Origin of the sequence: Methylomicrobium agile (assembly GCF_000733855.1) — a bacterium.
Lineage (GTDB): Bacteria > Pseudomonadota > Gammaproteobacteria > Methylococcales > Methylomonadaceae > Methylomicrobium > Methylomicrobium agile.
Map to the genome: position 1 here is coordinate 1801115 of NZ_JPOJ01000001.1, position 25198 is coordinate 1826312.

General features: G+C 56.9%; 18 protein-coding genes. 13 read left to right on the forward strand and 5 right to left on the reverse strand.

Features of this window, described 5'->3' with window-relative positions; translation table 11 throughout:
• The first annotated feature begins 17 nt into the window (after positions 1-17).
• The 3 genes from CC94_RS0108680 (at position 18) to CC94_RS0108690 (ending at position 3912) form a co-directional block, all read left to right on the forward strand.
• The gene (locus CC94_RS0108680; protein WP_031430518.1) at positions 18-1733 is read left to right on the forward strand and encodes a GumC family protein; all 1716 of its coding nucleotides are present in this window, start codon (positions 18-20) and stop codon (positions 1731-1733) included.
• A gap of 37 nt (positions 1734-1770) precedes the next feature.
• Positions 1771-2508 carry a CpsD/CapB family tyrosine-protein kinase gene (locus CC94_RS0108685; protein ID WP_005368966.1) on the forward strand — a complete coding sequence of 246 codons (738 nt, stop codon included), beginning with the start codon at positions 1771-1773 and terminating at the stop codon, positions 2506-2508.
• 84 nt (positions 2509-2592) lie between these two features.
• On the forward strand, positions 2593-3912 hold the full coding sequence (locus tag CC94_RS0108690; protein ID WP_031430520.1) for a nucleotide sugar dehydrogenase: 1320 nt from the start codon (positions 2593-2595) through the stop codon (positions 3910-3912).
• On the opposite strand, the gene CC94_RS0108695 is transcribed toward CC94_RS0108690, so the two are convergent.
• Entirely contained in the window at positions 3889-5073 is a 1185-nt protein-coding gene (locus CC94_RS0108695) for a glycosyltransferase family 4 protein (RefSeq protein ID WP_031430521.1), read from the reverse strand. The two genes, CC94_RS0108690 and CC94_RS0108695, sit on opposite strands and share 24 nt — an antisense overlap.
• Before the next feature lie 3 nt (positions 5074-5076).
• The gene (locus CC94_RS0108700) at positions 5077-6582 is read right to left on the reverse strand and encodes a polysaccharide deacetylase family protein (RefSeq protein ID WP_031430522.1); all 1506 of its coding nucleotides are present in this window, start codon (positions 6580-6582) and stop codon (positions 5077-5079) included.
• Positions 6583-7107: 525 nt separating this feature from the next.
• Here CC94_RS0108700 and CC94_RS0108705 point away from each other — a divergent pair.
• The 8 genes from CC94_RS0108705 to CC94_RS22255 all read left to right on the forward strand — a co-directional run bounded on the left by CC94_RS0108705 (position 7108) and on the right by CC94_RS22255 (position 17614).
• Complete coding sequence (locus tag CC94_RS0108705) at positions 7108-8067, forward strand: glycosyltransferase family 2 protein (protein ID WP_051911412.1); 960 nt, start codon at positions 7108-7110, stop codon at positions 8065-8067.
• Between the two features lie 93 nt (positions 8068-8160).
• A complete protein-coding gene (locus CC94_RS0108710; RefSeq protein WP_031430526.1) occupies positions 8161-9033 on the forward strand; it encodes a glycosyltransferase family 2 protein in 873 nt (290 codons plus the stop codon).
• Positions 9034-9095: 62 nt separating this feature from the next.
• Complete coding sequence (locus CC94_RS0108715) at positions 9096-10496, forward strand: O-antigen ligase family protein (protein WP_031430527.1); 1401 nt, start codon at positions 9096-9098, stop codon at positions 10494-10496.
• An 18-nt stretch (positions 10497-10514) separates the two neighbouring features.
• Positions 10515-11927: a class I SAM-dependent methyltransferase gene (locus CC94_RS0108720; protein ID WP_005368979.1), complete on the forward strand. Its 1413-nt coding sequence runs from the start codon at positions 10515-10517 to the stop codon at positions 11925-11927.
• 408 nt (positions 11928-12335) lie between these two features.
• Positions 12336-14009, forward strand: a complete 1674-nt coding sequence (locus CC94_RS0108725) for a glycosyltransferase (RefSeq protein ID WP_005368984.1) — start codon at positions 12336-12338, stop codon at positions 14007-14009.
• Positions 14010-14227: 218 nt separating this feature from the next.
• On the forward strand, positions 14228-15163 hold the full coding sequence (locus CC94_RS0108730; protein WP_005368986.1) for a glycosyltransferase family 8 protein: 936 nt from the start codon (positions 14228-14230) through the stop codon (positions 15161-15163).
• Positions 15164-15278: 115 nt separating this feature from the next.
• A complete protein-coding gene (locus tag CC94_RS0108735) occupies positions 15279-16625 on the forward strand; it encodes a glycosyltransferase (protein WP_169740951.1) in 1347 nt (448 codons plus the stop codon).
• Between the two features lie 20 nt (positions 16626-16645).
• Positions 16646-17614, forward strand: a complete 969-nt coding sequence (locus CC94_RS22255) for a glycosyltransferase family 2 protein (RefSeq protein ID WP_005368991.1) — start codon at positions 16646-16648, stop codon at positions 17612-17614.
• A 27-nt stretch (positions 17615-17641) separates the two neighbouring features.
• Here CC94_RS22255 and CC94_RS24645 read toward each other — a convergent pair whose 3' ends face one another.
• On the reverse strand, positions 17642-17842 hold the full coding sequence (locus CC94_RS24645) for a hypothetical protein (protein WP_031430531.1): 201 nt from the start codon (positions 17840-17842) through the stop codon (positions 17642-17644).
• Here CC94_RS24645 and CC94_RS0108750 point away from each other — a divergent pair.
• Entirely contained in the window at positions 17822-18505 is a 684-nt protein-coding gene (locus tag CC94_RS0108750; RefSeq protein WP_245549506.1) for an FkbM family methyltransferase, read from the forward strand. The two genes, CC94_RS24645 and CC94_RS0108750, sit on opposite strands and share 21 nt — an antisense overlap.
• Before the next feature lie 169 nt (positions 18506-18674).
• Here CC94_RS0108750 and CC94_RS0108755 read toward each other — a convergent pair whose 3' ends face one another.
• Positions 18675-20102 (reverse strand): chondroitinase-B domain-containing protein, encoded by a 1428-nt coding sequence (locus CC94_RS0108755; protein ID WP_005368993.1) that lies wholly within the window; start codon positions 20100-20102, stop codon positions 18675-18677.
• 246 nt (positions 20103-20348) lie between these two features.
• Positions 20349-22343, reverse strand: a complete 1995-nt coding sequence (locus CC94_RS25030) for a LamG-like jellyroll fold domain-containing protein (RefSeq protein WP_005368994.1) — start codon at positions 22341-22343, stop codon at positions 20349-20351.
• Between the two features lie 1018 nt (positions 22344-23361).
• Between CC94_RS25030 and CC94_RS0108765 the strand changes: the two genes are divergently transcribed.
• Positions 23362-25116, forward strand: a complete 1755-nt coding sequence (locus CC94_RS0108765) for an O-antigen translocase (RefSeq protein WP_036303851.1) — start codon at positions 23362-23364, stop codon at positions 25114-25116.
• The last annotated feature ends 82 nt before the right edge of the window (positions 25117-25198 follow it).

Genomic DNA, 25198 nt, shown 5'->3' on the forward strand with positions numbered 1-25198 from the left:
ACCTTATTGTCAGCACTATGGAACCCTATACTAAAACCCTGGCCGATTACCTCGATATCGTCAGGCGGCGCAAGGCTCACATTGGCGTGACCTGGCTGCTGGTGACTTTGATTACCGTCATCGTGGCCTATAACTTGCCCAAAATTTACCGTTCGACGGCGACGCTGCTGATAGAAACCCCGATACCGCCGAAATATATCGACGCGCCGGTTTCCCAATATGGCGAAGAGCAAATCCAGTCGATTTATCAACGCGTGCTGTCCACGGACAAGGTGCTGGCGATCATCGAACAGAACGATCTCTACGACGAGTTCTGGGATAGCATGACACCGTTCGAGCTGGCGGAAATGTTCAAGAGCAGCACCAACGTCGAGCTGACCACCTTGTCGATCGCGCCGCAGGCGCATTCACAAATGGCCGAGATCGCCTTCGCTATTTCGTTCAGCCATGCCGAACCCGTCATCGCGCAGGAAATCGCTAGCAAGCTGGCTGCCTTGTTCATCGAGCAGAACGACCGGGCGCGAACGCAAAGGGCCAGCAAGGCCACCGATTTTCTGACCGAGGAAGTGGAAAAACTCAACCGTGAACTCCAGGAAGTCGATATCAAAATCGCCAAATACAAGGAAGAACATAACTTCAGCCTGCCCGAGCAGATGGAAGGCAACCAGGCGGCGATCGACCGGGCCGAGGGCGAACTCCGTGATACCGAAGCCCAGATTCGCACGACTAAGGACCGGCTGATCTTTTTGAACGCGGAACTGGCGAGAACACAGGACGATGACCCGATGGCGTCGGAGAATGCCGTACCGAAAACCAAGGCCGAGGCCCTGCGGATGCTGCGGGCGAAATACCTCCGCTATTCGAGTATCTATTCGCCGAATCATCCCTCCTTGCTACGCCTGAAGCGCGAAATTCGGGCGCTCGATCCGTCATTCGAAGGCGAGGCTTTGGAGCAGGGCATCCGCAGTCAGCTCGATCAGGCCAAAGCCGAACTGAAAACTCTCAAGGAAACCTACGGCGACGGCCACCCTGACGTTGCGGCGCGCCGGAAACAGGCGGCTATGCTGGAAAGCCGGCTGAAAAGTCTCCGAGCGAATGCGCGCAACAGCGTGGTTGGCATGGGATCTTCGTCGGGCAGTCCGTATTTCCGTAGCGTCGAGGCGCAGTACAAAGCCAGCCAGAACGATCTCGACGCGCTGGTCCAGAAGCAGTCATACTTGAAAGCCAAGATCGAAAACCTGCACGAGATTCTGTTGAAGGCGCCGCAAATCGAGATGGTTTATACCGACATGCTGCGGACGCGCGACAACATCATTAAGAAATACAACCAGCTCAAGGAGAAACGGCTCGACGCGAAACTGGCCCAGACCCTGGAAGAGCAGCAGCAGGGTCAGACACTGACGATGATCGAACCGCCAGTGATTCCGAACCATCCGGAAAAGGCGATTCGCAGAAAGGTCGCGATCGGTGGCTTCTGCTTCGGCCTAATCGCGGGCCTCGGCGTCGCCTTCCTGATTGAACTGTTGGCGCCGGGCGTGCGCGGTTACCGCGCGGTGCGTGAAATTACCGGACTGATGCCGCTCGTCGTGCTTCCTTACATCGCGTCGCCCGCCGAGCTGACCGTGCAGTTCGCCAGGCAGTGCCGGATCCGCAAGTTTATGGTCCGGACCGCCTTCGGCTTCGGCGCGGTGGCCCTCGTGGTCGCTGGGCTAGCCTTTTTCGGGCTGAGGTAACACTGCATCGCCTCCCTTTTTTCTGGAGAGTTTATCTATGATCAAAAACGCTGTCGATCTGTCTTTCGAGACGGTTCGCTACCCCGGAATCACCCACGAAAACGCCGAGGCGGACGTGTTGCTCAATAACCGGGTAATCATGGGAACCGCCCACGATCCCAGGGCGGACATCTTCCGCGTGCTCAGGACGAACGTATTGCGACAGCTCCGGCAGAACCGCTGGAACAGTTTTGTAGTGACCAGCGCGACACCCGGCGCGGGTAAAACCTTCGTGTCCATCAATCTCGCCATCGCGATGGCGATGGAAGAAGGCCAGAACGTTCTGCTCGTCGACGCGGCCCTCAAATGCCCGAACGTCGGGCGCTCGCTCGGCCTCTCGTTCGACGTCGGGCTGATCGATTGCCTGAACGGAAACCTGTCCCTGTACGAAGCTTCTATGAATTCGGGCATCGAACGCCTACAGGTGCTGCCGGGCCGGGAGTCGGATAGCAACGCGTCCGAACTGATTTCCTCCCGGCGCATGCAGGTTTTGATACGTGAGATCAAGTTGCGCTACTCCTCCGGGATTGTGATCTTCGACCTGCCTTCGCTGTTCGCCGCAGATGAGGCGCTGCTGTTCATGCCGCATGTCGACGCGGCACTCCTGGTCGTGGAGGATGGCAGGAATACTCCCGACGAGCTGCAGCATGCCATGTATATCCTGGAGGATACGAATCTTCTGGGCCTGGTGCTGAACAAGTCGCGGCAGCCGCTGCCGACCCATCAATACGGCTGACTGCGCGCAACGCGCACGGCCGGGCGTATTGATGGGTCGGCCATTTGGACAAAACCCATTTTTATTGTATAGGGAGATCCCAACATGAAAGTTACAGTGGTAGGCGGAGGCCGCATGGGCCTTCCGCTGGCATGCGTTTTCGGCAAGCACGGCGCATCGGTGACGGTGTGCGACATCAATACGGAGCTGGCGGACAAAATCGACCGCGGCGAATGCCCCTACGAGGAGCCCGGCCTGCCCGAGCTGATGCGGCATCTGCACAATACGAGACGGTTGAGCGCCTGCGCCAATGCGATGATCGCGGTATCCGTTGCCGACGTGGTCGTGGTGATTGTGCCGGCGCATTTGACGCCGGAGCGGGACATCGATTTTAGCATCCTGCAGCAGGCGTCCATTCAAATCGGCAAGGGCCTCAGGCCGAATACGCTGGTGATTTACGAAACCACGGTCGCGGTCGGCGGCACTCGCCGCAACCTGACTCCGCTGTTGGAGAAGTACAGCGGCCTGAAGGCGGGCGAGGCGTTTTTCGTCGCCTACAGCCCCGAACGGGTCAAGGCCAACTTGGTGCTGGACCGGCTTGAAAACACTCCGAAAGTCGTCGGCGGCCTCGACCCGGTTTCTTGCGCCAAAGCGGCCGCCTTTTACCGACAGTATCTCGGCGCGCCGGTCGATGACGTGGGCACGCTGGAAGCGGCGGAAATGACCAAGCTCTTGGGCATGCTGTACCGCGATGTGAATATCGCCTTTTCGAACGAGCTGGCGGCGTATTGCGAACGGGCCGGCGTCGATTTCGAACGGGTCCGGGTCGCGGCCAATACCGACGGCGAAGCGAATCTGTTGATACCCGGCATCGGCGTCGGCGGGCATTGCGTGCCGGTCTATCCGTATTTTCTGACCCGCGAGGCGCGGCGGCTGGGGCTGCCGCAACTGCTGTCCGAAACCGCGCGCGAAATCAACGATAACCAGCCCGCCCGCCAGTTGAAGCGGATCGAGGCGGTTTGGCGGCCTTTGAAAGGCGAAAAGGCGCACATCCTGGGCCTCGGCTTCCGGCCGGGGGTGAAGGTGGATACCTTCAGCCCGGCTTACGCGCTACGCGATGAGCTGGAGCGGATAGGCGCCCAGGTGACCATTGAAGATCCTTATTACACCGACGGCGAACTGCGCCGGGCCGGATTCGAGCCCGGCGTCTCCGAAGCGGCCGGCGTGGTCGTGCTGTGCACGGCGCACCAGCAGTTCGCGAATCCCAACTTCAGGGCCTGGCGCGAAGCGGGAGTCGAAGTTGTACTGGACGGCCGCAATTTCTGGTTGCCGGACGCCTGCGAGGCCGCCGGTCTCCATTACTTGGGCATCGGCCGACACGCGCGCCGAGCCAATCGGCCGTTACCCAGCCTGATCGGCGATTAAGGTCCGGACCAGGTTCAGGTACACGTCCTTATGCCGGCTCCAATGATATAGCTTGCCGAACCGCTCGGCCGCATTCACGGACAGGGCGGTTCGCCGGGCCGGATCGTGGTACAACTCGACCATTGCTGCGGCCAGCGAGTCGCTGTCCCCGGCTTCGAAAAACTGCACCATGTCGGCGTCGAAATAGCGACCGATCGTCCGCGTCTTCGGCACAATGGAAGGAATTCCCAGCGTCACGTATTCGAGCAGCTTGGTTGGCAGCATGATGTCGGTACCGCTGCAGGCGCGCAACGGCACGATCCCGGCATCCGCGTCGCGGATCAGTCCGGGGATTGTTTCCACTGGTACGTAGCCTGTGCTGAACGTTACGATCGCCTGCAAACCCAGCCGCTCGGAAAGTGCGATCAAGCGTTCCCGCTCCTCACCCGCGCCGATGATCCTGAGTTCCATTGCGGGGATATGCTCCCGGATCTTCGCAGCCGCTTCGATCGCGATATCTATCCCGAGCCGGCGCGCTAGCGTGCCGTGGTACACCATCACGAACGGCGCGCCGTCGGGTTTCGGTGGCGGCGGCTCTTGCGCGGCAAAGATCCGATCGTCGGGCAGGTTCATCAACACATGGATTTTTCGCTTCGGGATGCCGCGTTCCGAAAGGATCGTTTTCAGTCGGTCCTCGACCGTGAGAACCGCCGAGGCGAAGCGCCCGGCCCAGTGTTCTTGCAGCTTTAGAGCGTGGATGCCCCAGTGCGTTTCGTCGGCGGCGAATTTTTCGAGGAACAGCTCGGGCATCAGGTCGTGCACGTCGTGAATCACCGGCACGCCGAGAAGGCGGGGCACGCAGGCTGCAAATACCAGGAAGTCCGGCATGTTGTTGATGTGGATCAGCCGGTAGCGGCGCGGATGGCAGAGCAAGTGGAGAAAAGTGATCGCAAAAAACAGTAGGTAGTCGGCCAGGTATTCGCCGAAAGAATCGCACTTCTCTTTGAGACCTGGCGCCTTGATTACTTCCACGCCCGCGATCGTTTCCGCATCGGGCTCGCCGGGCTGGCGGCGGCTCAGGAACACGACGCGGTGGCCCGCCTCGGCGAGCGCTTCTGCCTCGCGCCTGACTCTGGGATCGCGGCGGTAATTGGTATAGGCGGCCATGAAAATCGTAGCCATCGGTCAACCTCCCTGTGGAATCGCGGATGCGGCGTCAAGGTGGGGGACGGGCGGTCGGAACGTCCGGTTAAAGCTGGCGTAGGCTTGCGCGCGGCGGCGCCAGAATTCGTTTACGGTCCGGCCGTCCGTGGCTAGGCCGCCGGTTTCGTGCGTATAGCGGATCATGTCCCAGTACAGCCGGTCGTAGCCCGGATCGCGGGCGCCGCCGAACACGATCGGATGCCAGACCGCGGAGGCGCAGCCACCCTTCCGTTGCAAGCCGTCCAAAGTATGCCGTATTGCCCGCCAGGCGGCCTCCCCTTTCAGCCCTTGATAGCTGCGCAAGGTTACGTCCATTAGGAACAGACCGATCTGCAGCACATTGTAAGGCCGGTCATCGGGCAGGCAATAGGGAAAATAGGGATGCGAAAATCCGGTTCGCGGCCCGCTGCGATCCGGAAAACCCATCGACATGTCGTACAGAATACCGGCTCTCTCCTGCGCCGTGAAGAGCGTGTCGTAGTCGAAGGACAGGAAATGCTGGCGCGAACCCAAAGGCCTTGCAAGGCGCCGCGTCAAGAGTGCCGCCTCTTCAAGATACCGGTCGGGATGCTCGGTCGAGCTGTAGCTGCCGTGCAGGCAAAGATCGAAGCCGGCTTCCAGTATTGTGCGCAGATAGTCGCGGATCGGATCGTCCTCGATCCGGTAATTCACGTCTACGGGATGCCGGCGGGCGACCGCGACCTGGAACGATGAACGCACGCGCAACTTTTTTTCCCGCGCGATGATCTCCGGCACGCAGCCATAGGGGTCTTGCCGATGCAGCAGCGCAAGCCCCAGGCCTTTGGCAGCGAGCACTGCGTCTTTGGGGTCGCGCTGGCGGACCAGGTGGCGCAGCACGGTTTTCGCACCCTGTTTCGCGATGTCCCAAAAACCGTATGGGACGAAATCGACGTCGTGCGACAGCACTAGCGCATAGCTGGCTCCTTTGGGCCAGACGGAACGCCGCCAGTCGATGCGGCCCAGCCGTTCGCAAACCTGCTGCAGCGAGCCATCCAGCGTTTCTAGGTAGCGGTCGACGATGTCTTGGGGAATTTCCAGCCGGGCGAACGCGCTGTCCGGATACAGGCGGCGCGTCTGCTCCGCCTTTCGCGTGCGGCGTTCCGTCCAGGAGCTCAAAAAATAGAACGCGTTGGCGGCGAGGTCGAACGGAATGTGCGGCATCTCAAGGTTGGCGGCGCGCTGCGGAAAGACCAGAGGCAGACCGTCGTTCGGGTCTGCCGAATCGACATCATCGGTGCCTTCGAAGAGTCGCCAGGCATTCGGACAATGGGCGGCGGCCAGGCAGCCATCGGGTAGCCGGGACGCTTCAATGGCGTCTCCGTACAGGATCCACGGGCCTTCCACCGGCGGGGTGTCGTAATAGGCCACGGGTATTCCGCGCGCCATGAACAGGGTATCAAAGACGTAGCGGACTTTGGGCTGCAGCGCGTCGCCGCAACGTAAAACGATGGGTAAGGGCTTCGACATGAGGGCGCTTCCTTTCTGTGCTGAAAAGCATACCGATACGGATTCCCTTACAGGCTGGGGGGAATCGGTTTCTGCTACGCTGAACCAGTTAGGTTCGTTTTTCAGAATAAAGTTGCACGGCGGAAGAGAACCGGTCGTTGTCCCGGCCCGTTCGACGTCTTATCGGAATTCCCGGGCTGTTACCGTAGGATCAAATCGTCGACTTCAAAAATGCCGGATAGACCTGCCGATACGTCAACCTAAACTGCGGAATCGATAGCGCCGCTATCTATTATTTACCGCTTCGTTACCCTTTTTTACTGGTTTCGCATTCCTTAAAGCCAGTTAAAATTAATCCCGCAACATCAGGCTGGACCTGGACGTTCGCTGATTCGGCAAAGAGGCCGCATGTGCGCCTAAGGGCCGTTATCTCGGCCCGTTAATTCGCGTTTTGAGACAGGAGCGTCGCGATAACCGGAAAGTTATCGCACGCGGCAGGGCGTGCCGAAAACCCATCATTATTTGTGAGCAATAAAGAATCCGACCATGAACGACAAAACTCCCCTCCCGACCGTGTCGGTCATCATCGTGAGCTGGAATGCCCGCGACTATCTCAAAAAGTGCCTGAAGTCGTTGGCGGGCGGTATGTGCAGCTATCCGATGGAAATCATCGTGGTGGACAATGCCTCGTCCGACGGCTCGGCCGAGTGCGTAGCCGCCGAATTTCCGCACGTTAGATTGATCCGCAATGCCGATAACCTGGGGTTTGCGAAAGCGAACAATATCGGCGTCGTAGCCAGTCGCGGGCAGTACCTCGCTTTCATCAATTCGGACGTCGAAGTGTTGCCGGACTGCCTGATACGGCTCGTGGACTATGTCGAAGCGCATCCCGAAGTCGGAATGGCGGGGCCGTTCATCATCGGCGGCGACGGCCGCATGCAGCGCTCCTGCCGAGGCTTTCCAGGCGTTTGGAACATGTTCTGCCGGGCATTGGCCCTGGATACGCTGTTTCGAAGCGTCAGGCTGTTCAGCGGTTATTCAATGGCTTATTGGTCGCAGGACAGTCTTCGCCCGGTGGACATCCTTTCCGGCTGCTTCTGGCTGGTTCGGAGGCCGGCACTGGATCGGGTTGGGCTGCTTGACGAAGCCTTCTTCATTTATGGGGAGGATATGGACTGGTGCAAGCGTTTCTGGAAACACGGCTGGAAAGTGGTGTTTTACCCCGAGGCGAAGGCCATCCATTACGGCGGCGCCAGTTCGTCAAACGCACCGGTCCGCTTTTACATCGAACGGCAAAAGGCGGACCTGCAATACTGGCGCAAACATCATTCGCCTCCGGCGGTGGCGGCCTACTTGTTGATCTCGTGCCTGCACATGGCATTGCGGCTGGCCGGCTACGCCTGCGTGATGCTGCTCGATCCGGCTACGCAGTCGGGAAAATACAAGATGAAACGAAGCTGGGCTTGCCTGAAATGGATCGTTTCGGGCAAGGCCGAGCACGCATGAAGGAGCTCTTCCCACAAAGAAACGCCGACAGTTTCCGCGGCTCACCCGCCGAGACCGGCAGTTGATCAATTCAACCGAAGCAGGCATTTGGAAATGGACAATCGATACGTACTACTTACCGCGGCAAAAGACGAAGCGGACTATATCGCCGAAGGCATTCGTTCTATTCTGCGGCAATCGATACTGCCGCACGCCTGGATCATCATCGACGACGGGTCGAGCGACGACACCGCCAGAATCGTTGGCCAGTATGCCGCGCAATACCCTTTCATCCAGCTCCATTCGGCCGATTCTCGGGGCGGGCGTAGTTTCGGCTCGCAGTACAAGGCCTTGCAGGCGGCCTACGAATTGGCCAAGGCGCTTGCGTTCGATTATATCGCCGTGCAGGATGGCGACTTGGCGCCGGAACAGCCGTATTACTACGAATCGCTGCTGGGCGAATTCGCGCGCAACCCTCGCATCGGGGTGGCGAGCGGCTTTATTTACGAACGCGCGGGCGGCGCGTGGGCGTGCCGGAAGAGTAATTCGAAGGATTCGACGACAGGCAGCGCCATGTTCCGCCGCGCCTGTTTCGAAGAAATAGGCGGCTATACGCCGCTGCCTTACGGCGGCTCGGACTGGCTGGCGCAACTCGACGCCAAAAGCCGGGGTTGGGAGATTTTCACGCGGCCGGACCTGCATATGCTGCATTACCGGCCGACCTCGAGCGTGGGCGGCATCTGGCGGGGCAAGTTCCGTGAAGGGCTGATGGATGCTTCTTTCGGTTCCCATCCCGCGTTCGAATTTATGAAGTGCTGCCGGCGCATAAGCAATTCGCCGGTCCTGTTCGGCAGCATCGTCCGTTTTGGCGGCTATCTCTGGTGGCATCTGACCCGAAGAAAACCGGTCATTGCCAGCGAGAAAGTCGAGTTCTTGAGAAAGGAACAGCTTTCGAAGCTGCGTCGCTGGGCATGGCCTTCGGCCTGAGCCGGTCAGGCGGTGTCTGGGACGGCCTGGCGCCGGTGTTGGTTTACAGCGGGTAATGGACTATGGAAGATAAGATACAGGACCCCTCAAGCCTCAATCCCTTGGCCCTCGGCTTGCTGCTGACGCTGGCTTCTCTGATTTGGGTACTGCCCCGACGCCAGGCGTTTTCGCCGGTACTGATCATGATAGGGCTGATGCCGATGGGGCAGCAGATCGTGGTCATGGGACTGCATTTCCATTTATTCCGGATTCTGCTGCTGTGCGGACTTTTGCGCGTCGTGGCGCGAGGCGAATTCGCACGGCTTAACTGGACCGGTATAGACAGGCTGTTCGTCGGCTGGATCGGCGCCACGGTCGTGATGGGCTCCCTGTCGAAGCCTTCGACGCAGTTGCTGATCAACCGTTTGGGCGATGCCTATAATGCGCTAGGCTGCTATTTTTTCGCCCGTTGCGTGCTCGCGGAGTTCGACGACGTAGTGGCGAGCGTGCGCGCCCTGGCCTATATCACCCTGCCGATCGCGGCCTTCATGCTGGTGGAGAACCGGACTTCGCACAACCTTCTGGCGGTATTCGGCGGCGTGTCCGAAATCACCGCGATGCGCGACGGGCATTTGCGTTGCCAGGGGGCCTTTCGTCACCCGATCCTGGCGGGGGTGTTCGGCGCCACGCAATTCCCGCTGTTCGCGGCCCTCTGGTGGTACGACCGCAGGAGCCGCAAACTGGCGGCGCTGGCGATGGTTTCTTCGCTGGCGATCATCGGCACCGCGCATTCCAGCGGCGGCCTTCTGGCCTTTCTGTCCTGCCTGGCCGGGCTGGCGTTGTGGCGTTTCAGGAAAGCGATGCCCTGGCTGCGCTGGGGCTCCCTGGCGGCGATCATCGGCCTGGCGATGGTGATGAAAGCTCCGGTCTGGTACCTGCTGGCCCGGATGAGCGAAATCACCGGCGGAACCGGCTGGCATCGCGCCTGGCTGATCGACCAGGCGATCGGGCATTTCGACGAATGGTGGTTGTTCGGCACCACGTTCACCGCGCACTGGGGACCCGCCGGCGAGGTGACGCCGGCTGACCCGAACATGATGGACATCACCAACCATTACATCATGGAAGGCGTGAAAGGCGGCATCCTGAAACTCGGCCTATTCCTGGCGATCATCGTCGCCTGTTTCCGCGCGCTTGGCCGCCGCCTCGGCGCGTTTCCGGCCGTGTCGCCGGACCAGTTCCTGGTTTGGGCGATGGGCGTGTCGTTTTTCGCGCATTGCCTGTCCTTTATTTCGGCCAATTATTTCGACCAGACCGTGCTGGTCTGGTTCTGGCTGGAAGGGGCGATCGTCTGCGTCGCCCATGCTCGAAGCACGCCGGCCGAGGCTCGAACGGCCGTCCCAATCCGCGCGGTTTACCCCCAATTCCGCTATCGGGTAGAGCGCGAAGCGACGGCCGGCTCCCTTCCGGAAAAACAATATTGATAGAAGGATGAAACCACTATGAAGATCATGGTCGCGATCGCCAATTACGGCACCAAAAACGCCAAATACGCCGCAAGACTGATTCGGGAATACCAGGCAATGCCCTTCGACGTGGATATTTTCGTGCTGTCCGAAGCGCCGAAGGATTACGGTAAAGAGGTCAACGTGCTGGTCGGGCTGCCGTCCCCGGATCCGTGGTCGCTACCCTTTGCGCACAAGCGGCTCTTTGCCGACCATGCCGAGGACTACGACCTGTTCATCTACACCGAAGACGATACCCTGATCCGGGAAGAGAACCTACGTGCTTATTTGGGCGCCTCCGAAGCGCTGGGCGAGGGGCTGCTGCCCGGATTCGTCCGCTACGAGCTTTATCCCGACGGCAGCAAGAACTACACCGATATCCATGGACCGTACCACTGGCTGCCCGATTCGGTGCGGCAGGCGGGCGAGTATGTCTACGTGCGGCTGTCCAACTTGCATTCGGCCTGTTATATGCTGACCCGGTCGCAGTTACGTCAGGCGATCCGGTCCGGCGGGTTCCTGGTCGAACCGCACAGCGGTCGCTACGATCTGATCTGTTCCGCAGGAACCGATCCCTATACCCGTTGCGGTTTTACGCGCGTGATCTGCCTGTCGCATCTGGCGGAATTCGAATTGCACCACCTGTCCAACGCCTACCTGGACCGGGTCGGGCTCGACGAAGACGAATACCGGCTGCAGATCGACGCACTACTGGAGGTGCTGCGGAACGAGCGTTCCGCCGCGGAACTGTTCGCCGCTGAAAAACCCCTGGATACATCCGCCTGGGACAAGCTCTATTACGAGCCTTGCCGGAATGATCTGGCCTTGAGGGTTCCGTCCGCCGCGTATGAGATTCTGTCAATCGGCTGCGGCTGGGGAAAAACCGAGGAACAACTGGTGGCGCAAGGCAAACGCGTGACCGCAATTCCGCTCGACGCGGTGATCGGCAGGCTGGCCGAGGCGCGTGGCGTGACCGTGCTGCCGCCGGATTTTGCCGAGGCGTTCCGGCGGCTGGAGGGGAATACATTCGATGCGATCCTTTTATCCGATGTCCTTCAACATTTGCCCGATCCTGTCGAAGTCCTACAAAAATTAAGCGCGTATCTCGGCCCGGACGGGGTTATGGTAGGCGCGGTCCCTAATCTCAACCTGAACAGAAGGATCATCGGTCGTCTCAGGGCCAAAAGCAATAAATGGACCCAATTAAACGGCAGCTTCAGAAAAATGGGAATGCATCGGCCGAGCGCGCTTATGCTGAAAGCCTGGCTAAAAAAAAGCGGCTTCAACATGCAGGCAGTAAGTTACAGCGGTTTTTCCTCAACCCGCTCATGGACAGGACTGGTCTCTCTCTTACCCGATTCCTTAACTGCGGCCAATATCGTCTTTACCGCTGGAAGACTCCCGGATTAATTTTGCATGGGTAATTATATTCAACATGTTATCAGGCTTCCGGATACGGGAGTTCACTATTAAACCTATTCGTCTCCAGATAGAATTTAAAGAATAAATAGGGTACATATCCATTAGATATCATTCTAATAGCCTTTAATGAATATATTAATGAATCTTCAATATATGTATACTGAATTCCAAAGACAGGTGACGGGTTTTATTCAAAGTTAAATGTTGATTTGGAAGTTTGAATGCAATCCATATATTATTTTAATAAGGGATTATTTATTGCCATCTCTTTCGTTTTTAGCAGATTGCTGGCGAGTCAGAGAATTGTCAATTGCGTCCGCAAAACGGGTTTATGAGATGAGTGTTATAAGAAAGTTTTCCCCATCGGCGGAATAGATAAGGAGGCAAGAGATCAAGATGAGCCCGTTACTTCTGCGGAAAGTATCCAGAAAAATTTCGCAAACAGCCAATGAGTCTTTTCTATTGGCCAACAATGATGTCTATAAGCGCATTTTAAAAATGCTTCATGCAAAAGATGTAGAAAAGGACGCCGAGGCGATATTAAATGGAATAAGCCAGGCTGCGCATGTTGCGGAAAGGTTTTTTACAGGAAGATTCGCGGACGGGGCTATCGAGAATGTGGCGCTTGAAATCGGGCAAAGGCTGGAGAGTATTGGCGTTGAAGCCGATATTAACCAAACACCGAATAGGCGTGTGGATAGCCGCCGACAGATCCTGCATGTAGTTTCTGTGGTCGCCTTTGGTGGGCATATGCCCTTTCTGTATCATTGGATGCAGAATGATCCGGCTTCATGCCACTCGATTGTTTTGCTTAATCATAGGGGAAGCCTCCCAGACCGATTGACTGAGGCGGTCGCGAAACAAGGGGGCAAATTGACCGTAATTCCCGTGAATTCCAGCTTCATGAGCAGAGCGAATTCGCTAAGACAGCTTGCAAAGCAAGAAGCTGATTTGGTCCTCTGGCATGTAATCTGCCCTGACGTCTTGCCTGTAGTGGCTTTTGCGACTGATCAATGCCCGCCGGTCGCGCTCATCGATCACGCCGACCATTTATTCTGGTTGGGCAGCACAGTCGCGGATATCGTGGTTAATTTGAGATTGGCCGGGGCGAAGCATTCTTCTAGAAGAAGATTTGCCGCTCGCACGGCGGTGATCCCCATTCCTTTACGGGATCGGCATGCAAATGTTTCGCGGGATAAAGCCCGGCAAAAACTGGGGATTGAAAAAAACCAGGTCGTACTATTAAGCGTGGGCAGGGCTTTGAAATACCGGCCTTGTGGAAGGTATGACTTCGTAGCGACAGCCGGCCAAATTCTAGATCACGATCCCGATGCTCATCTATATGTGATCGGCGAAACGCCCGATGGAATAAAGCCCTACTTGCGCTGTGCGCCGCATAATCGCCTGCATTTTATGGGGAGTGCGAAAGATCCTTCCTTGTATCTGGCCGCTGCCGATATTTATTTGGAGTCCTTTCCCTACGGATCTCAAACGGCGCTTCTTGAGGCAGGTTTGGCCGGTTTGCCTATTGTGCCGGCTTATGCTCCATTATTTCCGCTCCTGGTCGCTAATGATGATTCGCTTTTGGACATCTTGCCTAATCCCAAGAACGAGCAGGAATATATTTCTAACGCTGCAGAGCTGATTCGAAATCCGAGCTTGCGTCATGCCAGAGGCAAGGTTTTGCGGGACAGGATTCTGGCCGACCATGTCGGCGAAAACTGGCAGAAACGACTGGCAGAACTGTATAAAGTCACTGGCGCTTTAGAACACAACCCAAGACCGATTCCCGTTTCCGAATGTACAAGGGAAAATGCCGGCTTAAGCCAATGGGATGCCGTTGCCGATGTACATACGAGTGGTACTTTTGTTGAGAGCGATTTTGAAAGCGCTGTTTTCTCCCATAAAGCGTTTGTGGCGAAGTATGTCGGGGATTATGAAACGGCGCGCCGGTTTGCTTGGCGCGCCGTTCTAAGGAGTCCGTCTCGATGGATATTCTGGCGCTTGTTTGTGATCGCTATGCTGGGGAAGCCGGCAAGATCGCTCAGGCAGTGCTTAAGGCGTGCGTGAGAAAGGGTTCCAAAAGGGATTTTCTTTGCGGAATATATAAAAGAGAGCCTGTAGGGTTTGCCAGGCTTAGCCCGTTGGCGGCAGAACATGCCGGCATCGAGGTAACACGGCCCGGTGGCTTAATCGACTGACTCGGCGCGCCATGCATGCTGTCTTGAGGAAAAGGCTTTAGCCGAGATTGAAGGAAAAACCGTCTAATTTTCAGGAGTGAAAACCGGATGAGTCCGAAAAACACGATGCTGCCGATCGTATTGGCGAGCGATGAAAGATACGCGATGCCGCTGGCGACGACGCTGAGATCGATTATCGAAGCGGGCCCCGTAAATGCGCCTTTCGACTTTCATATCTTCTCCGACGGCATTACCGAAAAGACCCGGAATAAGATTCTCGACTCGCTGCCGGCAGGCTCCGCGTCAATCCGCTGGATCGAGGTGGACATGAAGCCGTTCAGGGAATTCTCGACGATCGCGCATATTTCCAGGATCACCTTCGCGCGCTTCCTGATTCCGGACGTGTTTCCGGAGACCGTTTCGAAGGTGCTTTACCTGGATGCCGACATTCTGGTGCTCGACGACATCGCGCCGCTGTGCCGGATGGAACTGAATGGCGCCCTGCTCGGAGCCGTGACCGATTACCTGGACGCCTGTCTGAAACGCGGAGAACCGCTATTTGCCGCGGTGCCGCGCGTCAGCAATTATTTCAACGCCGGCGTATTGCTGATCGACCTTGGCCGCTGGCGCGAGGAGGACATAGCAGCCAAGGCGATGGCCTATCTGGCCGCGCACCCGGACACGCCGTATTCGGACCAGGACGCGTTGAACGTCGTCTGCGACGGCCGTTGGAAAAAACTGGATTCGCGCTGGAATTTCCACAGCCACGTCGAAAAAAGCCTGGCGGCGATGGCTCCGCACCAACGGCCGGGCATCGTGCACTTCGTGACTAAGGTCAAACCCTGGAATGCCCGGATTCCGAACCTGAACGCCGATTTTTACGACGGGTTCCGCAACCGGACCCGGTTCGGCAGGAGACCCTGGGACAGGCTGGCGGATGGGATTTGGGCGGGATGGCACCGCTTTAAATCCGCGTTGCGGCGTTATTCCCTGCTGGCCGCGGTATGGCGCCGGGCCGTCGCTTCCATGCGCGCGATGCTGTAGTGACTGTTTGGCAATGGTTCGGGAAGACGGCATGAACCTCCAGATGCAGTATCCTTCAGGTACGTCGGGAGCAATCCTTGCGGTGGTTTGCTTACTGCCGGATGCAGGCCACGTCTTGCCCCTGCTCCGTTTGGCCCGATGGCTAAGCCGCCGGGGCGCCTGCCGGGTCGCTTGCTTTCTGCCGCGCAGGTTCGAAACCGCGGCGCGGGCGTTTGGATTCGATTATTACGATCCGGGCGGCGCGGAGTTCGAGCCTGACGCTGCCGTTTTCGTCAGACTGGCCGGAAAATCGATTTTTTACAATGCTTTTTCCAATTATTACGACCTCTCCGACTATTACTGGACGCCTCTCCGCGCGGCGGCGAGCCAAAAGTTGGCCGGTCTGGCCGGAAGTCTACAAAGCCTTGAACCCCGGTATCTACTCTGCGACAACCACATATTTTCCGATTATTACGAGCGCCTCGCCCAGGCCTGCGGCGCCGCGCTGCTGCTCAACCGTTCCGAAGGCACGCTCCGGGAATTCAGGCGGCCGTTCGTCCAGGCCTACGGGATCGGCGCTACGTCCCCGTGGCAGCAGACACTGGTCGAAACGGCAGGCTGGGGCGCGAGGACGTTTTTCCGCTACTGGCGCGCGTTCGTCCATTCCCGGCGCCGCCGGCGCAGCATCGCCCTTGATCTGGCTACCGGACGCCTCACGGAGGCCGCCTTTAAAAATCGTCCGGATGGCGGGGTTGAACCCGTTTACCTGAACGCCGGCCTCGCCGTGCTGGAACCGGACTTCGCATCCTTGCGCCGGACTCTGCCCGCAGAACGCGAGCTTTTCTTTCCGCCGACGGTCGAGATCGGCGAGTCCTCCCTGCCGGCCGGCCTGAATGAATGGCTAGACCGCCAGTCCGACGGAAGGGTCGTGTATGTATGCTTCGGAACCATGATCGCGTTATCGGACGGGATACTGAAAGTCCTGGCAAAAGGATTTGCCGCGACCGGTGCGCCGGTGCTCTGGTCGCTGCCCGAGCCACAGGCCTCGTGCCTCGCAGGGTACGCGTTGCCGGCGCGCATCCGGATCGAGTCGTTCGTGCCGCAGGCGGAACTGATGGCGTCTTCGAAGGTGGGCTGCTTCGTGACGCATGGCGGCGCCGGCAGCCTGCAGGACGCGGTAATGGCCGGCAAGCCTGTGCTGTGCATCCCGTTCCTGTGGGACCAGCCCTACAACGGTGCCCTTGCGGCACGCCTGGGTTTCGGCCGGACCGTTCTCAAGTGTAAGCTGACAAGTCGCCGGATCAACCGGGAAATCGGGGAGTTGCTCTCGAATCCGGCCTATCGGGAAGCGGCGGCTCGATTGGCCCAAACCGCGCGGGACATGCAGCGCGCCATGCTGGAGTCCGATCCTTTGGCGAAAGGATTTCCGGAGGTTCCGGCCGGCGAAAACAGACATCTACCGCTTCAGCCAGTCATTTTTTAGATATAAAAGAAGACAGTGCCATGGAAAAACACCCGCTAATCTCTGTAATCATTCCAACCTTCAATCGGCATCGATTTATTGTCGAGGCAGTGGAAAGCGTTTTGAGCCAGGAAATCGACGATCTGGAGGTGATCGTGGTCGACGACGGCTCGACGGATGGAACCCGGCATCTGCTCGAGCCCTACCAGCAGGAGATCCGTTACGTTTACCAGGACAACCAAGGCGTCAGCGCCGCGCGTAATCACGGCGTCCGGGAAAGCCGCGGCGAATGGTTGGCTTTTCTCGACAGCGACGATCGTTGGGTGTCCGGGCAACTGAAAGCCCGGCTGGAGGCGGCCGCCGGCGAAGATGTGTTCAGCTTCGGAGGCGTCGAATGGTTTGTCGACAATGCGGAGGATCGTCATTTGCTGGGCCAATCCGAAAGCGTGACCTGGCCACATTGCGACACTGCCGGTTACGTGAGCGATCCAGTCCTGGACGTTGCCGAAGGCTGTTATCTGCATCTCGGAACGCTCCTGTGTAGAAAAAGTGCCTTTCTGGATGTCGGGTGGTTCGATACGGGCCTGTGCATGGGGGAAGATGAGGACTGGTTCAGCCGGGCTTCGCTGAAAAAAAAATTCCGCTACACCCCCGAAACGGTTCTTTGCCGGCGCTTCCATCCCGGCCAGATCAGCCAGGAACGGGAAGAGTCCCTGCGTAGCCTGATCACCGTGTTCGCCCGCATCAGGGAGCGGACGGCCGGCGTCCATCCTCAAGCCTATGCGGCGGCCGGAAAGCGGCTGGCGGCAAAATGGTCGCACTTGGCAAACCGGCTGGCGACGGAGGCTCGCGGCAGTGAGGCGGTCCGCGCCGTCCGGGCCGCGCTATCCCTGGAACCTTCGAACATGAAATATCTGCTCAAACTGGTGCTGCTGTCCGGTCGCGGCTTGGCCGGCGATGCTATGATGCGACACGCTTATATGCTCTTTTGCAAAGCCCTGCGTTTTTAGACAAAAGTCATCAGGCGGATCCTGATTTTATTCAACGGAATTTCGCTGAATTACGATTGTCCGAAGATCCACATTCCGTTCAGCGTCAGTACCAAATTTACGAATGTCTACTGGAAAAAAACCTGGAAAACTGAAATCGTCAAACGCCTGTTCGATGCCGAGGAGGGGGTCTTCATCGATGTCGGCGCCAATATCGGGCAAACGCTGCTGGACTTTCGGGTCACGCACCCGAACGCGCAGTATGTCGGTTTCGAGCCCAACATTTCCTGCGTTTTTTATCTAAAAGAATTGATTTCGGTAAATTCCTTCCGGAACTGCCAGATCATACCCGCGGCGTTGAACGACGAAACCAACTGCCTGTCGCTGTATCGTGCCAAAGACCACCAGGACGACGTTTGCGCGACGATCAACTCGGATTTGCGCCCCGAAAGGTTTTATGACGTCGATCATGCACTCTGCTTCAGGTTCGATGAGATTCGGCATCGCCTCGGCATCGGGCGGATCGATTTTATAAAAATCGACGCGGAAGGTTCCGAGCTTGAATGTCTGAAAGGGATGCGAGACAGTTTGCAGGCATTCAGGCCCGAGATTCTCTGCGAAGTGCTGTTCACCGACGGCAAGGCGGACATCGAGCGGCATCGGGAACGGAACCGCCGACTGATGCAGTTTCTAGGCGAATTGAATTATGACGTGCTGCAGTTGATCAAGTCGTCCGACGACAAGTCTGTCGTCGACGTCAGGCGAATTCAGAATTTCCCTTCCGCCTACTGGACTATGGACAACAAGGACCTTTGCGATTATCTGTTCATACCCCGGGAAAAGGTGAAAAAGGTTTACGCTCTGTTTCGCGGAGGCGAGGCGGGATATAGCCAGCTCGTGCTGGACGCGTAGGGAGTCGGGATATAGCGGCCAGCCCGAAGTTGGCAGGAAGGCGCGGTCGAACCGGAGAGCGATCCCTCCGGCCCGGCTAACGCCGGAAACGAAAGGATCGGAAGCTAAACGCAGTCGGCAGGTCGAGCCGATCGGCCTGCCGATTCAGAAGCCGGGAAATGCCCGGACTTTAGGGAAGGTATCTGAGGTTCGTCGGCGGATTCAGCGAGGCCGAAACCGTGCCGCCCGCTTCGTAGGCGCCGATCGAAGGCGCCGACGACCGCGACGCGCCGCTCATGTCGGTGGTGATGCCCGAAATGGGGGTTCCTTTACCCTTCACGACGGAAGTGGATTTAATGTGGAAGTCGCACGCGTTGGTTACGCAATTCGAATAGGCCGCCACGAACGCCGGATCCCCGCCATTCACCGCGTGCGGTTCGGAAAATCCGGACTTCGCTGCGTTGCTGCCGTTGGCCACGAAATTGTAATCCTTGATCGTGTTCGAACCGTTGGTGCCGTACCAGCCCATGCTGTTGCTGTTGCCGCAGTTATAGAAAATATTGTTCCTGATATCCGCGTTATTGGCGCCTGGCGCGTAGTTGAACAAGAGCGGCTGTACCCCGTTGCCAACCCGGTAGAACGTATTGTTGTAGATTTTCATGTAGGGCGAGCCGCCGAACATCGCGCTGTTGCCCTGCCACATGTTTGCGAATACGTTGTTACGGAAGGTGATGTTGTTCGCGGTCGTCGAGTCGACCAGATCCCCGATCTGGCTTTGCAGGTCGTGGAAATAGTTGTTTTCGATGATCACGTTCTGAGTCGGTTCGCCGCTGACCCAGTACTGGAAAATATCGACGTGCGCGCCGTTCGCCCCGTTGTAAGTGATATTGCGGACCTCGTTGTTGGAAATAGTCGAGTTGGAAAAGCCGTTCAGGTCCATCACGCGTTCCGGATCGACCATGTCCTTGAAGATGTTATGAGAAATCTTCTGGTTCGAGCCTTTCGCGGCAATCGGAATATAGATCGACGGGCCGACCTTGTTCGGGGTGCTCTTGCCGTCGAACGTATTGCCGTCGATCAATACGCCCGAGGTATTGATGTTCATGTAGATGCCGATCGCATCGTAATAATCCTGGGTTTTGTTCGAATAGAAATAGTTATTCAGGATCTTCGTATTATTCGCGTTCAGCCTGAACAGACCTGCCGGCCCTTGAAAGCCCGTGACCTGGAAGTCTTGGACCGTCAAGTAATTGTGCCCACTATTGACGGTCACGGCGCCGATTGTGGCGGTTTCGCCGGATGCGGCCTGGATCGTGATCGGCGCAGACGATGTGCCCGCCCTGACGGAAGAAATGGCTGCAGCGGAATAATCGCCCGCATGGACCGTTACGGTATCTCCCGCTTGCGCGGCATTGACGCCTTTTTGAATGGTCGAGAAGGCGCAGTTCGGCGCGGAGGACGACGCGGTGTTGGCCGAGCCGTTGCAAGAACTGTCGCTGCCGTCCTTGCGGACGTGGTAAGTCGCGGCGCTCGCGTAGGACCAGGCGCCCGAGGACAGGAAGGCTAGGGCCGGAATCAGAAGATAACGCGTTGCAGTGGTAGTGGTATGTTTTTTCATTTAGATAATCTCAGTAAGTGTCTTTCGGTCAGGAAAGCAAAGACATAAATCGAGGGCCGCCCGGAGCGGGCGACCGCAGGTTAATGACTATTTAGATTCTTTAAAATCTCATTTGTCGAATTTCGGTTCGCGCTTCACGCATGCGGGGCGGTTTTTTCTCCTTTCCCGGATGGCCTGGCGGAAGCACCCGTGTGGATTCAGGTGCACACGCCGGGATTTTTCATGCCTTTAAAGCTGGCCCGTGGGTTAATAACCGTTGCCGTAAATCGACAGAGCGGCCTGACCTTTCGCCGCCGCGCCTCTCCAGGTGTTTGGCAGGTCGGTCAGCGCGGTCGAGGCGCTGGTTTCCAATTTACCGGTCGATGAGCCGACTTGGTCGCGAAAGACGATCTGTCCCTGCGAACTGAGGATCGCGATCCAGTATGGCTTGCCTTGAGTCACCGCCGCGGCGGAAACCGGCACGGTGTTCCAAGCGCCTGCCTTCAGGTTGCCGATTTTACCCTGGCCGATGCGGGTGCCCGGATGGCCGTAGTTGTCGCTGTAAATGCCCGCCGCCACTTTCGTCGCAGTCGAGCCGGCATCCAGGTAGATCTGAACCGAGGTGATCGTTTTCGACGCCGACGGCACGGTTTGGAAGGCTTCGGCCGTACCCCGGGCTCTAGCTTCGGCCCACGGTTCTACGTTTTTGTCGCCCATCACGAGCTGCGAAGGATTTGAAACGCTGACCGCGGTTTTCATGTTGGTGCTGACTTCGCTTGCGGTCAAGGCCCGGTTATAAATACGAACCTCGTCGATGTAACCGTGGAAATACTCGCCCCACAGGCTGTTGCCGCCGATGCGCAGCACGCCGTCGGATGGCTGGATCAAGGTATTCCGGGTGCTCTTGGCCACTTCGGCGCCATTGACGTACAGCCGTTGATAGGTCTGGTCGTAGGTCGCTACGAGGTGGGTCCAGGTATTTGTAGGCAACCGGTTGGGCCCTACGACACTGCGGTAACTGCCGTCGTTGATATAAGAGACGGGCAGATTGTCGTCTTCTTCGGAATACAGAGCATAAACTTCGGCGCCTGAGGCTTGTTTTAGAATGATCGTATTGCCGCCGTTCGATTGCGACAGCGGATACACCCAGGCTTCGAGAGTAAGGCCTGTCGAAAGGTCCAGCGAGGCGCTGTCGTTGACGGTGACCCAATCGTTAATACCGTCGAACTTCAACGCTTTCCCATAGCGACCGTTAGCGATTCTGACCGCTTCCTTGATCGTGCCGTGGTTGCCTTTACCTGAAGCATCCGCCACTGTCGTGCCGCTATCTTCTTCGAAACCGTAAGCGGCTACCAGGCCGTCGTTGCTGTTCGCTGGCGATTGCGTGGTTCCTCCCGTAGAAGAAGAGACATTGATGAAATTGCTGTTCGTTTTGGTATTGCTGCCGCCTGTGCCGGTAACCGTCAGGCTCACGGTGTAGGTGCCGGGTGCGCTGTAGATGTGGTTCGGGCTGGTTGCCGTACTGGTCGAACCGTCGCCGAAATTCCACGATCTGCCGGTGATGTTGCCCGAGGAGGTATCGGTAAAATTCACTGTCAAAGGTGCGCCGCCGGAGGTCGGGGTGGCCGAGAAATTGGCTACCGGGGCTGTGCCGCCGCTGACGGTAATAAAGCCCGGCTTGGTTTTGGTCGCGCTGCCGTTCGCGCCGGTAACCGTCAGGCTTACGTTATAGGTTCCCGGCGTCGCGTAAGTCACGGTGGTGACTTTAGCGCTGGAGTTCGTGACGGTAGGCGTGTACGAGCTTGGAAAATCCCATTTCCAGCTGGTGACTGTGCCCGTCGTTGCCGGTGTGAAATCCACCGTCAAAGGTGCCATGCCGCTGGTTTTGCTCGCGGTGAAATCGGCCGTCAACGCCGGCGTCGCGGCAGGCGCTGTTGTATTGATTTCATTGGAGTAAGCGCTTTCGGACGTTTTGGCCGTATCGTAGGCTTTTACCGCAAAAAAATACTGGGTGCCATCCTGCAGCCCCGAAACCGAATAAGTGGTTTTGCTGCCGGCGTCAACGGTCGTTGTGTACTTATTGCTGCTGGTTCCGTAAGAAACTTTATATCCTCCAATGTTGGAGGATGTACTGGCATCCCAGGCGAGGTTGATGGTTCCTGCGTATGAATTGACGCCGAACAAAAGCAGGGAAAGCAGGGTCAAAAAATTACGCGGAAAAAGCTTGCGTAAGGCGGTGTTCGTAATAAGAAAATTTTTCATTATTGTCGAGAGTGATTGAATGCCTGGCTCATCGAAAATCAAGCCGGACAAAGTGGATGATTTTTTTACCCAAAGCCGTCCCGCGGGGCTTGTCGAAGCCCTTGAGAAGGCACAAGGAAAAAGTCGATATGTTCCTGAATTCTTTAGGAACTTTTATATGATTTGAAAGTCTTGAATAGATGAGTACAAAACTCTTCTCCTAGTAAAAAATAGGGCCGAGGAGTTCCTTGATCGATCGCGACGAGTTCCATTATGGGTATGCGGCAGCCAACTAAGCAGCATTCGCATTGCTGCGTGGCCTGTCGCTCCCCACTGTCATTAGGAAAAAGCCCAGTTAGACTGGAAATTTTGCGCAGCACCTTTCCGATAGTTTTGCCGTGCTACCGTTTAGAGTGCGCATTTATCTGCCGGCAATCCTTTCGCATGCGGTTAAGGGATACCGGTGGCTTAAGTATGTGAATTTCTTGGATCTTTGAAAAAATAATTCACAATTGCATGTTTTTTATAAGCATATACCTCGATAGTTTTAATTTTGCGGATAGAAATCTAGTGTCTTCGGATGAAGGTCAGGCGGGTTTCCTGATATTTTAATCTATGGCTGAAGATCATAATCTACTTTAATTAACAATATATTAGTTAATATAAAAAATTCCCTGGCAAAGCTGTGAAAATAATAGTGTAGCTTTTATGGTCGGTATGTCCGTAGCTCAAGATCATAATCTACAATACTTAACAGGTCCTTATGTATATAAACAATATCTATTTAGTTATGCCGGGTTTATGTTTGCATGGCGTCGTGATGTTGGCTGTGTTAAATAATATCTATATTAAAAATCAATAATTTGAGTAAATATATAGCAGCGGTGCGGTTGCCGCCTTATGGCGTCCGGTTGCGGTTCGGAACCGGAAGGCCGGCCGGCGCAGGCTGCGGATAACAACGCTTTTCGCAAAAAGGAACGCCTATTTTCGAACGGATACCTGGGGCATTCGCCCGAGGCATTGACATGCAGGAGGAGTCATGGCTGAAAAGCATACCTACGGACAGATTTTGAAATCTTCAGCCTTGATCGGCGGCTCGTCCTTGGTGAACGTTGCGATCGGAGTCGTTCGCACCAAGGTCATGGCGATATTGCTGGGCCCGTCCGGCGTCGGGATGATGGGGCTGTACGGGGCGATCCTGGAACTGACGGTCAACATTGCCGGCATGGGCATCAACAGCAGCGGGGTGCGCCAGATTGCCGAGGCAGCCGGTTCCGGCGAGGCGGAAAGGGTGGCGCGGACTGCGGTCGTGCTGCGGCGGATTTCGATTTTTCTCGGCTTGATCGGCGCGGCTTTTCTGCTTGGATTTTCCCGGTTCGTGTCCACTTTGACTTTCGGCAGCGATCAATATGCTCCCGCCGTAGCGCTGCTTTCCATTGCCTTATTTTTCAATCTGGTTTCCGCTGGCCAGGGTGCATTGCTGCAAGGGATGCGCCGCATTTCGGATATGGCCAGGATGGGAATATGGGGCACGCTGGGAGGGGCGCTGATCAGCATCGGCGTCGTCTACTTGTTTCGCGAAGAGGGGCTTGTGCTGTCACTGGTATTGCCTGCCGCCATGTCGCTCGCCATCTCCTGGTGGTATAGCCGAAAAATTCATTTACACATGCCTCGAATATCGGCGGTCCAAATCGGGCATGAAGCCGCCGCCATGTTGAGGCTCGGCTTCGCTTTCATGGCCTGCGGCCTGTTGATGAGCGGCGCGGCTTATGCGGTGCGCCTGATCGTCGTACGCAAGGTCGGTTTCGATGCGGCCGGATTGTACCAGTCGGCCTGGGCGCTCGGCGGCCTTTATATCGGGTTCATTTTGCAGGCGATGGGCGCGGATTTTTATCCTCGCTTGACGGCGATCGCCAAGGACAATGCCGAATGCAACCGCGTGGTCAATGAGCAGGCCCATGTCAGCTTGTTGCTGGCTGGTCCGGGAGTCATAGGAACCCTGACTTTTGCACCGCTGGTTATTGCGATCTTTTATACCCCGAAGTTTGAGGGCGCGGTGGAGATTTTACGCTGGCTGTGCCTGGGCATGACTCTCCGCGTCATTTCCTGGCCGATGGGTTACATTATTGTAGTCAAGGGCGTGCAAAATCTATTGATATTTTCCGAGGTGGCCTGGACAGCCGTCTATCTCGGGCTTGCGTGGACCGGCGTGAACGCTTTCGGCTTAAAAGGCGCGGGTATCGCTTTCTTTGGGTCGTATGTGTTCCATGTACTGATGATCTACGTGATGGTCCGGAAGCTGAGCGGCTTTCGCTGGTCTACCGAAAACCTACAGACCAGCTTTCTTTTCCTGGCCCTGATCACGGCCGTTTTCTGCGGCTATTATGCCTTGCCTGCTTGGTTGGCGATGGGCGTCGGCACGCTGGCCGTCTTGTTAAGCGGCCTTTATTCGCTGCAAGTCTTGCTCGATCTTGTTTCCCCCGACCGGTTGCCCGGTCCCATCCTTAGATTATTGAAAGGATTCAAGTTGATCGATGCCGGCTCGTACGGATACGAAGATGCGGAGGCGCCGTGCGTCAAAATAACGGTAGCCGGAGCCGCACTTGTAAATAAACCGTTAACGGGCCTGAAACGGTTGATTTTTGCCATCATGATTTGTACCGCGTTTTCGCTGTGGGCCCATTGGTATAAAGAAGTCTACGGTTGGTCTGGCGAATGGAAATCTTTGGGTTTGGAAGTCGAGACATTGTTGCCGGCTTTGCCCGACAGACTGAAACATTGGACCGGAGGGTGAGGTGCGAGACGGCAAGGCCTGAGATGTCCCTGTGGAGGGGACGGCCTTTGCGGTAACAACGGAACGGGGCGGGGCTGTTTGC

Bases quoted from the DNA above. Each gene is read 5' to 3' on its own strand.
- CC94_RS22255 (WP_005368991.1), top strand. From the start codon at position 16,646: ATGGAAAAACACCCGCTAATCTCTGTAATCATTCCAACCTTCAATCGG.
- CC94_RS0108710 (WP_031430526.1), top strand. From the start codon at position 8,161: ATGGACAATCGATACGTACTACTTACCGCGGCAAAAGACGAAGCGGAC.
- CC94_RS25030 (WP_005368994.1), bottom strand. From the start codon at position 22,343: ATGAAAAATTTTCTTATTACGAACACCGCCTTACGCAAGCTTTTTCCG.
- CC94_RS0108725 (WP_005368984.1), top strand. From the start codon at position 12,336: ATGAGCCCGTTACTTCTGCGGAAAGTATCCAGAAAAATTTCGCAAACA.
- CC94_RS0108715 (WP_031430527.1), top strand. From the start codon at position 9,096: ATGGAAGATAAGATACAGGACCCCTCAAGCCTCAATCCCTTGGCCCTC.
- CC94_RS0108705 (WP_051911412.1), top strand. From the start codon at position 7,108: ATGAACGACAAAACTCCCCTCCCGACCGTGTCGGTCATCATCGTGAGC.
- CC94_RS0108690 (WP_031430520.1), top strand. From the start codon at position 2,593: ATGAAAGTTACAGTGGTAGGCGGAGGCCGCATGGGCCTTCCGCTGGCA.
- CC94_RS0108720 (WP_005368979.1), top strand. From the start codon at position 10,515: ATGAAGATCATGGTCGCGATCGCCAATTACGGCACCAAAAACGCCAAA.
- CC94_RS0108695 (WP_031430521.1), bottom strand. From the start codon at position 5,073: ATGGCTACGATTTTCATGGCCGCCTATACCAATTACCGCCGCGATCCC.
- CC94_RS0108685 (WP_005368966.1), top strand. From the start codon at position 1,771: ATGATCAAAAACGCTGTCGATCTGTCTTTCGAGACGGTTCGCTACCCC.
- CC94_RS0108765 (WP_036303851.1), top strand. From the start codon at position 23,362: ATGGCTGAAAAGCATACCTACGGACAGATTTTGAAATCTTCAGCCTTG.
- CC94_RS0108700 (WP_031430522.1), bottom strand. From the start codon at position 6,582: ATGTCGAAGCCCTTACCCATCGTTTTACGTTGCGGCGACGCGCTGCAG.
- CC94_RS0108755 (WP_005368993.1), bottom strand. From the start codon at position 20,102: ATGAAAAAACATACCACTACCACTGCAACGCGTTATCTTCTGATTCCG.
- CC94_RS0108680 (WP_031430518.1), top strand. From the start codon at position 18: ATGGAACCCTATACTAAAACCCTGGCCGATTACCTCGATATCGTCAGG.
- CC94_RS0108730 (WP_005368986.1), top strand. From the start codon at position 14,228: ATGAGTCCGAAAAACACGATGCTGCCGATCGTATTGGCGAGCGATGAA.